The following is a 13,550-nucleotide window of genomic DNA, read 5'->3' as shown; positions in this document are numbered from 1 at the left end:
ACGCTACCCGCCACCTTTTGGTCCCCACCTGGATCTTGCGCAGACCATAACTGGACCCTTACGGAACGATCAACCAGGTTCGCCAACGGAGTCCTTCAGGCCGGGGGTGAAGCGGACCGTCCCGCGTAGCGGGGCAAGAACAGCCGGTTCGCCGTCAGGCGAACCGGCGTCTACCCCCGATCAGACCGGTCGTTGCTGCTGCTCGATGTACTGCTTGAGCACGGTCGGCGGGGCCCCGCCGACCTGCCCGGCGAAGTAGGAGCCGGACCAGGAATGATCACCCTGCAGGTGCTCGCGGACGTGGGCGCCGAACTCCTTGCGCAGCATCCGAGCGAAAACCCCCTTCAACGAGTTGACCAGCTTGGACAAGGCGACCTTGGGCGGATAGCGGACCAGCAGGTGGACGTGGCCGTCCTCGCCGTTGAACTCATGAAGTTCGACCTCGAAGCCGGTACAGACCTCCCGCATGATCTGTTCGCATCGGACCGGCATCGGGCCGGTGAAGGCCCCACGCCGATACTTCGTGACGAACACCAAATGGGCGTGGAGGTTGGAGACGACATGCCGTCCGGTGCGCACATCCGGGTTCGGTTTCCCTCCCGGTGACGCAACGAAACGGTACGATCACGGTGTGGAGAGGGTAAAGCAGGCGCGGGCGCATGTGGCCCGCCTGGAGTTGAGCGTGGCCCAGGCGGCGGTGCTGGACGGTCAGGCGCATACCGCTCGCGCGCTGTGGAACCTGCTGCACGAGTACGCCACCTTCCGGCAGGGCCGGTTGGCGACGTTGAAGGACTGCGACGAGGCGATCCGGGTGGCTCGTCGTGAGATCGACTGGATGGGCCGGCTGCCCGCCCAGGCCGCCCAAGCCGTGCTGAAGACCTACCGGCAGGCGTGGGTGAACTATTTCAACCCTGATCACCCCGCGGGGCGCCCGAGGTTCAAGGCCCGGTTGCGATCCCGGCCCGCTGTCGATGTGCCCCAGGCCCGCGATCTGCAGATCAAGCGGGTCAACCGGCGGTGGGGTGCGGTCAGCCTGCCCAAGGCCGGGCGGGTGCGGTTCCGGTGGACCAAGGACCTGCCCGGCGTCACCAAGGGCGGCCCGGCCGGGCGGATCACCGGAGCCCGGCTGGTCAAACAAGCCGACGGCTGGCACATCGTGTTCCGGACAGAACGCCAGGTGCCTGCCCCGGTCCGCCATCCCGGCCCGGTCGTGGGGATCGACCGGGGGATCAACGTCGCCTTGGCGTTGTCGGACGGCACCCCGCGTGAGCATGGGCCCTGGCTCACCGGCGGTGAGCGTGAACACCTGCGCCGTCTGGAGAAGAAGTCCGCCCGCCAGCGCCGCGCACGCATTCCCGGGCGGCCCACGTCCAAACGGCTGACCCGCACCTACGACCAGATCGCCAAGGCCCGCGCGACAGCCAAGCGCCGAGCCGTCGACTGGCAGCACAAGACCACCACCGAACTCGCCGGCACCTTCGGCGTGGTCGTGGTGGAGGATCTGAAGATCACGAACATGGTCCGTTCCGCCACGGGCACGATCGAGCGGCCCGGCCGGAACGTGAGGCGGAAGGCAGGGCTGAACCGTGCCATAAGCGGCGAGGCGTGGGGCCGTACGGTCACCCTGCTGGAGTACAAGACCCGTGATCGCGGCGGGCTGGTGGTGAAGGTGCCCGCCCCGGGCACCTCGCAGACCTGCCACCGGTGCGGGCACCGCGACCCGGCCTCCCGTGACGGCACCCGGTTCTCCTGCGCCGACCCCGGATGCGGGTGGACCGGCCACGCCGACACCAACGCCGCGATCAACATTCTCAACGCCGCAGGGACTGTGGTGTCAGGACGTGGAGACCTCGGGGCTGCCCGGTCTGCGAAGCGTCAACCCCCGCGCGCCGCTTGACCGCGACGCGACGGGAGAATCTCCGGCCTTCAGGCCGGGGAGGAGTTCAATCCTGGGGGCGGTTCGTACGGGTCACCGCGGGGCGCTCGGCGCTCAACTGGGCCAGAGCGGTGGCGGCGCGGTCGCGGAACTCGGTGACGCGGGCGAGCTTGATGTCCTCGTAGCCGCGGATCACTTCCGGCAGGGCCGCGAGGGTGGCGACGTCGTCGGCGGTGCCCGGCGTGAGCCGGTCCAGCGCCTCGCGCACCATCTCCCGGTACTCACCGACGAGTTCGCGTTCGACCTGGCGTACCCGTGCGTAGCCGAAGACGTCGAGCGCGGTGCCGCGCAGCACGCGGGCCGCGCGCAGCACGCGGAACAACGCCCCGGCGCTACTGCGCAGCCTGATCTTGCGTTTCATGCCCATGGCGCGCAGCAGCGGCGGGTGCAGCAGCACCGACACGACGGCGTCCGGACCGAACTCGTGGTCGCGCCAGGCTCGCTCGGCCGGGTCGAGGTGCAGCCGGGCGACCTCGTACTCGTCCTTGTAAGCCATGAGCTTGTGCAGGCCGCGGGCATAGGCGAGGCCGATGCGCGTGCCGGCCTCCTCCCCTGCGCGTTCGGCGGCGAGCGCGGCGACGCGGCGCACGTCTTCGGCGTACGAGTCGGCGTAGGCCGAGTTCTGGTAGCCGGTCAGGTCGGCGATCCGCACGGCCAGCACGTCCGCCAGGGTCTCGCCGGTGGAGGTGGAGGCCGGCGCCGAAGGGTGGGCGGCCCGGAGCACCGCCTCGCGGTCCACGACGGCGGCGCGGCCCCAGCGGAAGGCTGCCAGGTTCTGGTCGGCGGCGGCCTTGTTGAGCCGGATGGCACGCTCGATGGCCTCGGCTGAGACGGGCAGGCAACCGTGCTGGTACGCGGCGCCGAGCAGGAGCATGTTGGCGGGCATGTGGTCGGCGAACAGCGCCTCGGCCAGGCCGTGGGCGTCGAGGTAGAGGTTGTCGGCGGACCGGGTGGCCGACTCGATGCGGACGATCGCGTCGGCGGGCGAGCCGGGCATCGCGGCGCGGCCGGTGACCATGGCGGCGGTGGGTACCACGGCGGTGCTGACGACGGCGATCGTGTGCTCGGGGGATGCGACGGCGAGGTTGCCGTCGGCGGCGGCGCCGAGCAGGTCGAAGCCGATCAGCACGTCGGCTGCGCCGTGGGAGGCCCGCACCGAGCCGTCGACGGGCCGCGGCGAGATGCGCACGTCGCTGACGACGGGACCCCCCTTCTGCGCGAGCCCCGTCTGCTCCAGCCCGGCCGCGTGCAGGCCTTCGAGGTGCGCGGCCATCTGCAGGATCTGCGAGACCGTGACGACGCCGGTGCCGCCGATGCCGGGTATCCGCAGCAGTACCGGCCTGCCGGGGAACCTCGGTGCCGGTTCGGTGAGTTCCACCGGCAGCGGCGGCACCTGCCGGGCGCGGCGGGCGCCCGGCTCCACGAGCAGGAACGACGGGCAGTCTCCCTTGAGGCAGCTCAGATCGGAGTTGCACGATGACTGGTGGATGTGGGTCTTGCGGCCGAATTCGGTCTCCACCGGCTGCACCGACAGGCAGGACGAGACGTCTCCGCAGTCGCCGCAGCCTTCGCAGACCCGCTTGTTGACGACGACCTTGGCCGTCGGGGTGGGCAGCTTGCCACGCTTGCGCAGCCGGCGCTCCTCGGCCGCGCAGCGGTCGTCATGGATGAGCACGGTCACCCCGTCGAGCCCGGCGAGCTCCTTCTCCACGGCGGGGAGGTCGTCGCGGTGCCGCACGCCGGCGATCGGCGCCAGCCGGACGCCCCGGTAGGTCTGCGGTTCCGCCGTCGTGACGATGATGCGGCGGACCCCCTCGGCGGCCAGCGCCCGGGTCAGCGCGGGCACGTCGAGGCGGCCCTCGGCGCGCTGGCCTCCGGTCATGGCCACGGCGTCGTTGTAGAGCAGCTTGTACGTGATCGGCACACCGGCGGCGACGGCGGCGCGGATGGCCAGGGAGCCCGAATGATGGAAGGTGCCGTCGCCGAGGTTCTGCACGAAGTGCCGGTCATCGGTGAACGGCGCCAGGCCGATCCACTGCGCGCCCTCGCCGCCCATCTGGGTGATGCCGATCTGGGTGCCGCGCCCGTGTCCGTCGAGAGCGATCATGACGTGGCAGCCGATGCCGACACCGACCAGCGTGTCGTCGGCGGTGCGAGTGGAGGCGTTGTGCGGGCAGCCGGAGCAGAAGTAGGGGGTGCGCGCGGCGACGATCGGCAGGAGGCCGCGTGAGCGCTTCGGGCGGGACAGGCGGACGGCCGCCCTGGGCAGCCTGTCGGCTCCGACGCACGCGGCCAGCGCCTTGGCGATGTCGTCGGCGCCGAGGGTGCCGCGGGTGGTCAGCAGCTCCCGGCCCACCACGACCGGCGTGCGCTCCCCGCCGTACAGCGCCTGCTTCAGCTGGCCTTCCAGGAACGGCACCTTGTCCTCCACCACGAGCACGCGCTCAAGGTCGGCGGTCATGGCGGCCAGGTCGCCGTGGTCGAGGGGGAACGGCATCGCGAGCTTGATGAGCCGCAGCCCGAGGTCGTCCATCGCCGCCTCGTCCAGGCCGAGGTCTTCCAGGGCGCGCTGAACCACCGCGTAGGCGGTGCCGGAGGCGAGGATGCCGAGCCGGGCACGCCGCGCGGCGAACGTCACCTTGTTCAGGCCGTTCGCGCGGGCGTAGGCGCGGGCGAGGTCGAGCCTGCGCGTCAGCATGTCGTGTTCGGCGTCCAGCGAGGCCGGGCCGACCAGGACGGATGACGGGCCCCGGTCGGCGGGCACGGGGGCGGGGACACCGTCGCGAAGCCGGTCGAGGTCGACGGTGGCCGACGCGTCGGCGACGTCAGCGATGATCTTCAGGCCGGTCCACAGACCGGTGGCCCTCGACAGGGCCACGGCGTGCAGCCCGAACTCGATGATCTCCGCCACGGAGCCGGGAGCGAGCAGGGGCATCGACAGGCTCTGGCACATCGGTTCGCACGAGCTGGGCACGGTCGAGGACTTGCTGCCCGGGTCGTCGCCGATCCAGGCCACCGCGCCGCCGAGTGGTGCGGTGCCCGCCAGGTTGCCGTGCCGGATCGCGTCGGCGGCTCGGTCCAGGCCCGGGTTCTTGCCGTACCAGAAGCCCGTCACCCCTTCGTGCCGCCGCCCGGGCACCTGGTCGAGCAACTGGGTGCCGGCCACCGCGGTCGCCGCCAGCTCCTCGTTCAGCCCCGGCCGGAACACCACGCCCGCCGGGTCCAGGAACCTCGCGGCCCGGCCCATCTCCATGTCCACTCCGGCCAGGGGCGAGCCCTGGTAGCCCGAGACGAAGACCTGTGTGTTCAGGCCATGCTCCTGGTCCAGGCGGCGCTGCTCCAGCGTGAGGCGGACCAGGGCCTGGATACCAGAGATGAGAACACGACCGGCCGTGGCCGTGTACTTGTCGTCAAGCGACACTGTGGCGGGACCCACGCTCACGCGAACCTCCTGGCTTGGTAAGGGGCACCACAAGCACAGCAACGCGGTTGACCTGCACGCAAGTATCGGCGGACAAAAGCGCAATAACACGCAAACCCTTTGCGCCATTGCTTGGAATGGATAGTGTTCTTTGTGCGATAGAGAGGGGCTCCACCATGCCTGACCTGGACGACATCGATCACCGGGTGCTGCGACTGCTGCGCGAGGACGGGCGGCGGACCTTCTCCGAGATGGCCACCGAGATCGGGCTGTCGGTGGCCGCGGTCAAGAGGCGCGTGGACCGGCTGCGGGAGATCGGCGTGATCACCGGCTTCTCCGTGCAGATCGACTACGCCAAGCTCGGCTGGGGCATCGAAGCCTTCACCGAGCTTCGCTACCCCGGCACCACCCCGGTCGGCCAGATCGTCCGCACGGCCGCCGACGCGCCGGAGGTGCAGGCGGTCTACACGATCGCCGGCGATCCCGACGCGCTCATCCAGGTCCGCGTCCGCGACCTCGGCCACCTCCAGCAGGTCATCGATCGGCTCCGCCGGGCCGGGGACGTCACCGGCACCAAGACGCTGCTGGTCCTGGGCTCCTGGACCCGCGACACCCTCACCCCGCCGGCACGCCGCACGGCGTGAACCGCCCCGCTCGCCACCGGCATCCCACCCGGGGCAGGAAAGAGCTCGTGCGGAGGCGCGGTGACGGGCGATCCTCCTGGTCCTGGATGTCCGCCACATCCAGGGAGATCTTCCGCGCCGCGCTTGACGGTGGTGGGGGGAAGGGGGTGTCCTGGATAGGTGGCACCTCGTTCGGTGAGGCGTCTGCGCGGACACAGGCCACTGACCCCACGACATCGAGAGATGCCCAGGGTCAGGACAGGTTTCCCCGGCTTAAGGGGTGACCCCAGGTGGCTTCCCTTCAAGGGATCACGCCGCGTAGTGCCGAAGCTCTTACATGAGGGGTGCCGGTCATTTATCGGTCCGCCGTCGAGACGGCGCGTGCGCGGGCGCCGAGGTGTGCCCGCGGGCGGTGTGAGGACGAGGAGGTGAAGCGAAATGGATGGCGATTGCCATAGTCGACCGTCCCGTTCCGTGACACCCCGCACCCATCGCCCGCGTCGGTACGGCTGAGGTAGAGTCCGCCACGGTCTCCACCGCGTGCAGCGTGCGGCGGTGCTTCTGCGGGGCGTTCCCCCTTGCGCAAGCAGAGGAGGTCCGCCATGACCATCACGATCACGCTGCCCCGGCTGCTGGTGAGCACCGACGTGCAGCGACTCCTGCGTGCCCTGTGGCCGCTGGCGGCCGTCGCGCTGCCCGCGGTCGCGGAGGCCATCGGGGCGTCCTTCGTCGTACGCCTGGCCGTGGAGATCGCCGTACGGATGGCCGACCAGGCCGTGAGTGCGTAGACCACCCGGGAGCGGTACCGGGACGGCGTCCGCCCGGTGGCCTCGTCAGGCCGCCGGGCGCTCGTCGTCGAACCGGCGGCGGAGCCGGTCCAGGTCTGCCATGAGGCTCGGTCGAACGCCACGATGACCTCCAGCCCGTACAGGAGGCCGATCGCGTCGCCGTAGACGGGATGCGGCATCTGGACGGCGCCGCCGTCGAGCTGCCCGCCGCCTTCTGTCCCCTGTGACAAACGTATCGGCACGCGAGGCGGTTCGTCCTGCCATTCCGCCGGGGGAAAAATCCCAGGTGCGCGAGCTACGTGCTCCTATAGCGTGTTCCGCGTGATTTCGACACCCCACCGCGCCGTCTCCACGAGGGCGCACCCATGTTGAGCCGCCTGCTGCGCATCCACCTGAGGCCCTACTCGGCGGCGCTGGCCGCCGTCGTGCTGTTCCAGCTGGTGGGCACCATCGCGTCGTTGTACCTACCGAGTCTGAACGCCGACATCATCGACCACGGCGTCGCCGCCGGGGACACCGGCTACATCCTGTCCGCCGGTGGGTGGATGCTCGCCGTGTCGCTGGTGCAGATCGCCTGTTCGGTGGCGGCCGTCTACTACGGGGCCAAGGTGGCGGCCGGATTCGGGCGCGACGTCCGGTCGGCGGTGTTCCACCGGGTGCTCGGGTTCTCCACCCGGGAGGTCTCGCAGTTCGGGGCGCCGTCCCTGATCACCCGGACGACCAACGACGTGCAGCAGGTCCAGATGCTCGTCGTCATGACGTGCACCATGCTGGTGGCCGCGCCGATCATGGGGCTCGGCGGCATCATCATGGCGCTGAAGCAGGACATCGGGCTGTCGTGGCTGATGCTGGTGTGCGTCCCGGCGCTGCTCATCGCGATCGGGCTGATCGTCTCCCGCATGGTCCCCCAGTTCCGGTCGATGCAGACGCGCATCGACGCGGTCAACCAGGTGCTGCGCGAGCAGTTGACCGGCATCCGCGTCGTGCGGGCGTTCGTCCGGGAACGTGAGGAGACGCGCAGGTTCGCCCAGGCGAACGACGACCTGACCGGGACGGCGCTGAGCGTGGGACGGCTGACCGCGCTGATCTTCCCCACCGTGATGCTGATCTTCAACGCCTCCAGCGTCGCCGTCATGTGGTTCGGCGCCGCCCGGGTGGACAACGGGGAGATGCAGATCGGCGCCCTCACCGCCTTCCTCATGTACCTGATGCAGATCCTGATGTCGATGATGATGGCCACCTTCATCTCGATCATGATCCCGCGCGCCGCCGTCTGCGCCGAGCGCATCGGCGAGGTCCTGGACACCGAGTCGTCCGTACGCCCGGCCGAGCGGCCGGTACGGCAGGTGGGCACGCGCGCCGAGCTGGAGATGCGCGACGTCGAGTTCCGCTACCCGGGCGCGGCGGCGCCGGTGCTGTCGGGCATCTCGTTCCGCGCCGCCGCGGGGCAGACCACCGCCGTCATCGGCAGCACCGGCTCGGGCAAGACCACGCTCGTCTCGCTGGTGCCGAGGCTGTTCGACGCCACGGCCGGGGCCGTCCTGGTCGACGGAGTCGACGTCCGCGAGCTGGAACCCCAGATGCTGTGGACGCGCATCGGCCTGGTGCCCCAGAAGCCGTACCTGTTCACCGGCACCGTCGCGAGCAACCTGCGGTACGGCAACCCGAACGCCACCGACGAGGAACTGTGGGAGGCGCTGGAGGTCGCCCAGGCGCGCGACTTCGTCGAGGCGATGCCCGAGGGCCTGGAGGCGCCGATCTCGCAGGGCGGCACGAACGTGTCCGGCGGGCAGCGGCAGCGGCTCTCGATCGCCCGGGCGCTGGTCAGCAAGCCCGAGATCTACCTGTTCGACGACTCGTTCTCGGCCCTGGACCTGACCACCGACGCCCGGCTGCGCGCGGCCCTGCGTCCGCACACGGCCGAGGCCGCCGTCGTCATCGTCGGCCAGCGGGTGTCCACCATCGCCGACGCCGACCAGATCATCGTCCTGGACGACGGCGTGATCGCCGGCATCGGGACGCACGAGCAACTACTGGAGACCTGCCCGACCTACGTCGAGATCGTGGAGTCCCAGGTGACCGCCGGGAGCGCAGTATGAGCCGGATGCACACCGGCCGCGAAGAGGGGGCGAAATGAGCGACCGGACCGCGGCGCCCGCGCGTCCACGGCCGCCCGCAGGGGGTGGCCCGTTCGGGCGGGGGCCCTTCGGGGGCGGGATGCCCGCGGAGAAGTCGATGAACTTCGGGCCCTCGGCCCGGCGGCTGATCGGCCGGCTGCGCCCCGAACGTACGAGGATCATCGCCGTCATCGCCCTCGCCGTGATCAGCGTGGTCTTCTCCGTCATCGGCCCGAAGATCCTCGGCCGCGCGACGGACCTCATCTTCAGCGGCGTCGTCAGCAGGCAGTTGCCCGCCGGGACGACCCCCGAGCAGGCGGTCGAGGCCGCCCGCGCGTCCGGCAACGGCAACTTCGCCGACATGCTCGCCCGGATGGACCTCGTCCCCGGCCAGGGCATCGACTTCGGCGCGCTCGGCACGGCGCTGGTCTGGGCGCTGGTGCTGTTCGTCGCGGCGTCGCTGTTCATGTGGCTGCAGGGCTACCTGCTCAACGACGTCACGCAGCGGACGGTGTACCGGCTGCGGTCGGACGTCGAGGACAAGATGAACCGGCTGCCCCTGAAGTTCTTCGACGGCCAGCCGCGCGGCGAGCTGCTCAGCCGGGTCACCAACGACATCGACAACGTGTCCCAGACCCTGCAGCAGACGCTGAGCCAGCTTCTCACCTCGCTGCTGACCGTGATCGGCGTGCTGGCGATGATGATCTTCATCTCGCCGCTGCTCGCGCTGATCGCCCTGGTGACGATCCCGCTGTCGATGATCGTCACCGCGCTCGTCGCCAAGCGCTCGCAGAAACTCTTCGTCGCACAGTGGGCGCACACCGGCACCCTCAACGCCCACATCGAGGAGGCGTTCACCGGCCACGAACTCGTCAAGGTGTTCGGACGCGGGCCCGAGGTCGAAGAGGTGTTCAGGGAGCGCAACGAGCAGTTGTACAAGGCCGGGTTCGGCGCCCAGTTCATCTCCGGCATCGTCATGCCGATGATGATGTTCATCGGCAACCTCAACTACGTCGCCATCGCCGTCGTCGGAGGGCTGCGGGTCGCCACCGGGACGATGAGCCTCGGCGACGTCCAGGCGTTCATCCAGTACTCCCGGCAGTTCACCCAGCCGCTGACCCAGGTCGCCTCGATGACCAACCTGCTGCAGTCCGGCGTGGCGTCGGCCGAGCGGGTCTTCGAGCTGCTGGACGCCGAGGAACAGACCCCCGACCCCGCCGACCCGGCGCTGCCCGCCGCCCGGCGCGGTCGCGTCGAGTTCGAGCACGTGTCCTTCCGCTACGACCCGGAGCAGCCCCTCATCGAGGACCTGTCCCTGGTGGCGGACCCCGGGCACACGATCGCCATCGTCGGCCCGACCGGCGCGGGGAAGACCACCCTGGTCAACCTCATCATGCGCTTCTACGAGCTGGACGGCGGGCGCATCACGCTGGACGGCGTCGACATCACGGCGATGCGCCGCGAGGACCTGCGTTCGCACATCGGCATGGTGCTCCAGGACACGTGGCTGTTCGGCGGGACGATCCGCGACAACATCGCCTACGGCAACCCGGACGCCACCGACGAGCAGGTGCACGCGGCGGCGCGGGCGACGTACGTCGACCGGTTCGTCCGCACCCTGCCCGACGGCTACGACACGGTGATCGACGAGGAGGGCGGCAACGTCAGCGCCGGCGAGAAGCAGCTTCTCACCATCGCCCGCGCCTTCCTCGCCAACCCGTCCCTGCTGATCCTCGACGAGGCCACCAGCTCGGTCGACACGCGCACGGAAGTGCTGGTCCAGCACGCCATGGCCGCCCTGCGCACCGACCGCACGAGCTTCGTCATCGCCCACCGGCTGTCGACGATCCGCGACGCCGACCTCATCCTGGTGATGGAGGCCGGCCGTATCGTCGAGCACGGCACGCACGAGGAACTGCTGGAGGCCCGCGGCGCCTACCACCGCCTGTACTCCGCCCAGTTCAGCGGCGCCCTGGTCGCGGCGGACGGCGACGCGCCCGCCGCGACCTGACGAACCGCAGGGACGAATCCTGCCACGGGAGGGCGAACCCGTGGCAGGAGGACGACGGACCCGCGGCCGGGCCGGTCACACGGCTCAGCCGGGGGTCTGGGCGGTCTCCAGCCTCCGGATGATCGGGGTGAGCAGGGCGTTCAGCTCTCTGACCAGCGCGGTCACCGCCAGATGAGCCATGTCGGCGAGGGTGTCGTCCGGGCCTTCGGGAGCGGGCGGCAGGGCGTCCAAGGGGACCGGCGCGTCCACGAGCAGGGTCGGCCGCAGGTACGGGCTGCGCGAGAGGTCCTGGTCGGTCGGGTCCAGGAACTGGCCGAACGTCTGCGGCCACTCGCGCCAGCCCCGGTCGCGCCACCACTCGCGCGAGGCGGTCAGCTCGGCCGGCAGAGGAGACACGAGCAGGACGTGCGCCGTGAGCGTGCCGTCCCACGGGTTGCGGTCGCAGGCCGCGGACAGCACGCGGCGGTGCCGCCGCACGTACGGCGGCGAGGGCGTGATGGCGAGCCTCCAGGCGGCGCAGGCGAACGTTACCGGCGCGATGTCACCCCACGACCCGTCGAACGCGGCGACGTGGCGCCGCACCTGCTCGGCGTACCGGCTGCGCCCGTCGCCGGCGAGTTCCCGGTCGTGACCGTGGTCGATCCAGAAGGCATCGTGCTCGCCCATATGTCCCTCTCTGACTCCGACGTCACTCCCCGGCGCCCAGTCAACGCCCTACACCCCACCCCAAGGCCCGATTTCTCGCAGAGCCGATATTTGGGCATCAGCCGGGATATCTGCACCCGGTCGCGTGACCGCCGGGGCGGGGTTCGCCCCGGACGGGGGTTCGCGGGCGGTTAGGATCCGGGGCATGCGGTCGCTGTGGCTCACGTGGGGGAGCGGATTCGTCTAGTGGCGCCGAGAGGGTCTCGGCGGTGCTGGAGGTTTTCGTGTCTCGTACCGCGCATCATGTCCGTTCCCGCCGTGCGCAGGACGGTGACGAGGGGCGTGCCAGAGGGTGGACTCCCTGGCGTGCCGTCACGGTCACCGGGCTGCGGTACGCGCAGGCGGAGGTCGCGGGGGCGTCCAAGGAGGGGAGGCGGCCCCGGCCGCGGCTGGTCCGGCGGCGGGTGGAGTTCTACTCGTTCCCCGGCGCGCATGGCCGGGGGAGCGTGACGCAGGACGCCACGATCGAAGAGCGCCGCGAGCGCTCTCGTCTGCGCGACCGGCTGTCGGCGGTGACCAAACGGGTCGGCGCGCTCCGCCTGAGCGAGGTGGACGACCAGGACGACCTGGACGTCCACCCCTATCGGCCTCGCCATGGCGTGCTGTGGCTCTACTGACTGATCGCGCTCGCCACCGGGGTGCCGGGAGCCGGGCTCCGGACGGCGAGCCGTCACCGATGACCAGGCTCCGGGCCGTCACCGGCGGGGCTCCCGGGGCATCACCAACGGTCCGGAGCCCGGGCCGTGGTTCCGTCAGCGCCCGGCCGAGCTCCGGGCCTCCGCTGCCGCGTCCAGTAGTTCGGCCACCGTACGGCGGGTGAGGGTGTCGGCGGGGGGCTCGGCTGCGTTGTGGAAGCGGCGGAGTAGTTCCAGGCGGGCGGATCCGGCCTCGCCGCCGGTGACGCGTAGCAGCAGCGCGTCCTTCTCGCTCGCGGGCAGAGCCCTGATCCACTCGGCCAGTTTCCCGGGGTCGGCGGTGCGTTCGGGGGCGCTGGCGGTGGCGGCCGTCGCGAGCAGGTCGGGGTCCAGGCGCAGGAACGCGGCGAGCGCCTGCTGGGACGGGGTCGGCGAGGCCAGACCGGCGGGGACGGGCGGTTCGGTCTCGTCCTCGAATTCCTCGTCGAAGGCGTTCTCATCGCGCTCCCACGTGCCGATCGCCGCCAGCCAGGCGATGTAGAGGGGACGCAGGTCGCCGGAGGCCAGGTCGGCGCGCACCTCGGCGATGAGCGCCAGCGAGCCGTCGTCGTCATCGTCCTCGCCGTCGCCCTCCTCGCTCAGCAGGTCGATGACGAGGTGGTCGCCCGAGCCCGAGACCCATGCCTCGACCTGCTCGTCGAGCAGGTAGGGCTCGGCGGCGCCGAGGTCGAGGGCCTCCGTCGGCAGCCGCAGCATCACCTGGCGGCTGCCCGAGCCGTCGGCGTACAGGTGGGCGTCGTAGTAGCGCTCAATCATCGCGGCCGGGTCGCCGCCGAAGTCGCCGGACTTGTACTCGCCGGTGAAGGCGGTCGCGGTGACGTCCGCCTCGGCGGACAGGGCGCGGACCTCGGACTGCTCGCCGAGGGTCAGCGGGCGGTCCAGCGCGAGGAATTCGTAGTACCGGTAGTCGCTCATCTGTCCACTCGTCCGGTGCCGATGGGTGCCGAGGTGCCCTTACCCGTTGGGGAGAGGCCGCGTGCGCGTGATCCCGCCGCCCGTGCCCGGATCCGTACGGGCGCCCGTTACGGGCCGGTCGGTCGCGATCACCGCGCGATGAGCATAGTGGAGGTGAAGTTCTGATGCGGTGCGCTCCCCCGGATCCACCGGACGGCCCCGCCGCGGCGCGCGGACGGGCACGTGGTCCCGGCGCCGATTCCAGGCCTCTGGTCCCGTCGCCGAGTCCCGGTCCGCGGTCCGTCCCCGAATCCTCGTCCCCGGTCTCGTCCCTGAACCCTGGTCCGCGGTCCCGGCTCC

The 13,550-nt window shown here is 70.8% G+C and carries 10 protein-coding genes and 1 riboswitch; of the genes, 6 read left to right on the top strand and 4 right to left on the bottom strand.

The features are described 5' to 3' along the window. Window positions 1-180: 180 nt before the first annotated feature. Entirely contained in the window at window positions 181-579 is a 399-nt protein-coding gene (tnpA, locus tag AB0H21_RS37625; RefSeq protein WP_358526368.1) for an IS200/IS605 family transposase, read from the bottom strand. Between the two features lie 52 nt (window positions 580-631). Between tnpA and AB0H21_RS37620 the strand changes: the two genes are divergently transcribed. Further along, window positions 632-1,897: a transposase gene (locus AB0H21_RS37620; protein WP_358526366.1), complete on the top strand. Its 1,266-nt coding sequence runs from the start codon at window positions 632-634 to the stop codon at window positions 1,895-1,897. A gap of 46 nt (window positions 1,898-1,943) precedes the next feature. Here the strand turns inward: AB0H21_RS37620 and AB0H21_RS37615 are convergent, their stop codons facing one another. Continuing rightward, window positions 1,944-5,378 carry an indolepyruvate ferredoxin oxidoreductase family protein gene (locus AB0H21_RS37615; RefSeq protein ID WP_358526365.1) on the bottom strand — a complete coding sequence of 1,145 codons (3,435 nt, stop codon included), beginning with the start codon at window positions 5,376-5,378 and terminating at the stop codon, window positions 1,944-1,946. A 155-nt stretch (window positions 5,379-5,533) separates the two neighbouring features. Here AB0H21_RS37615 and AB0H21_RS37610 point away from each other — a divergent pair, with 155 nt between their 5' ends. The 4 genes from AB0H21_RS37610 to AB0H21_RS37595 all read left to right on the top strand — a co-directional run bounded on the left by AB0H21_RS37610 (window position 5,534) and on the right by AB0H21_RS37595 (window position 10,896). Continuing rightward, window positions 5,534-6,001 (top strand): Lrp/AsnC family transcriptional regulator, encoded by a 468-nt coding sequence (locus AB0H21_RS37610; protein ID WP_358526363.1) that lies wholly within the window; start codon window positions 5,534-5,536, stop codon window positions 5,999-6,001. 159 nt (window positions 6,002-6,160) lie between these two features. Continuing rightward, window positions 6,161-6,331, top strand: a riboswitch (M-box (ykoK) riboswitch). A 251-nt stretch (window positions 6,332-6,582) separates the two neighbouring features. Continuing rightward, window positions 6,583-6,768: a hypothetical protein gene (locus tag AB0H21_RS37605; RefSeq protein WP_358526361.1), complete on the top strand. Its 186-nt coding sequence runs from the start codon at window positions 6,583-6,585 to the stop codon at window positions 6,766-6,768. A 365-nt stretch (window positions 6,769-7,133) separates the two neighbouring features. Then, window positions 7,134-8,867, top strand: coding sequence for an ABC transporter ATP-binding protein (locus tag AB0H21_RS37600; RefSeq protein WP_358526359.1), 1,734 nt, complete (start codon window positions 7,134-7,136; stop codon window positions 8,865-8,867). A gap of 136 nt (window positions 8,868-9,003) precedes the next feature. After that, on the top strand, window positions 9,004-10,896 hold the full coding sequence (locus AB0H21_RS37595; protein WP_358526358.1) for an ABC transporter ATP-binding protein: 1,893 nt from the start codon (window positions 9,004-9,006) through the stop codon (window positions 10,894-10,896). A gap of 84 nt (window positions 10,897-10,980) precedes the next feature. Here AB0H21_RS37595 and AB0H21_RS37590 read toward each other — a convergent pair whose 3' ends face one another. Next, window positions 10,981-11,562: a hypothetical protein gene (locus AB0H21_RS37590; RefSeq protein WP_358526357.1), complete on the bottom strand. Its 582-nt coding sequence runs from the start codon at window positions 11,560-11,562 to the stop codon at window positions 10,981-10,983. Window positions 11,563-11,825: 263 nt separating this feature from the next. Between AB0H21_RS37590 and AB0H21_RS37585 the strand changes: the two genes are divergently transcribed. Next, the gene (locus tag AB0H21_RS37585) at window positions 11,826-12,218 is read left to right on the top strand and encodes a hypothetical protein (protein WP_358526355.1); all 393 of its coding nucleotides are present in this window, start codon (window positions 11,826-11,828) and stop codon (window positions 12,216-12,218) included. Between the two features lie 135 nt (window positions 12,219-12,353). Here AB0H21_RS37585 and AB0H21_RS37580 read toward each other — a convergent pair whose 3' ends face one another. Then, the gene (locus AB0H21_RS37580; protein ID WP_358526353.1) at window positions 12,354-13,211 is read right to left on the bottom strand and encodes a hypothetical protein; all 858 of its coding nucleotides are present in this window, start codon (window positions 13,209-13,211) and stop codon (window positions 12,354-12,356) included. Between the last annotated feature and the right edge of the window lie 339 nt (window positions 13,212-13,550).

This window comes from Sphaerisporangium sp. NPDC051011 (genome assembly GCF_040653595.1).
GTDB lineage: Bacteria > Actinomycetota > Actinomycetes > Streptosporangiales > Streptosporangiaceae > Sphaerisporangium.
The sequence above is the reverse complement of the archived record's forward strand: the minus strand, read 5'-3'. Positions and strand labels throughout refer to the sequence as shown.

Excerpts from the sequence above, each read along its gene's own strand:
- AB0H21_RS37610 (WP_358526363.1), top strand. The coding sequence starts at position 5,534 with ATGCCTGACCTGGACGACATCGATCACCGGGTGCTGCGACTGCTGCGC.
- AB0H21_RS37605 (WP_358526361.1), top strand. The coding sequence starts at position 6,583 with ATGACCATCACGATCACGCTGCCCCGGCTGCTGGTGAGCACCGACGTG.
- AB0H21_RS37600 (WP_358526359.1), top strand. The coding sequence starts at position 7,134 with ATGTTGAGCCGCCTGCTGCGCATCCACCTGAGGCCCTACTCGGCGGCG.
- AB0H21_RS37595 (WP_358526358.1), top strand. The coding sequence starts at position 9,004 with ATGAACTTCGGGCCCTCGGCCCGGCGGCTGATCGGCCGGCTGCGCCCC.
- AB0H21_RS37590 (WP_358526357.1), bottom strand. The coding sequence starts at position 11,562 with ATGGGCGAGCACGATGCCTTCTGGATCGACCACGGTCACGACCGGGAA.
- AB0H21_RS37580 (WP_358526353.1), bottom strand. The coding sequence starts at position 13,211 with ATGAGCGACTACCGGTACTACGAATTCCTCGCGCTGGACCGCCCGCTG.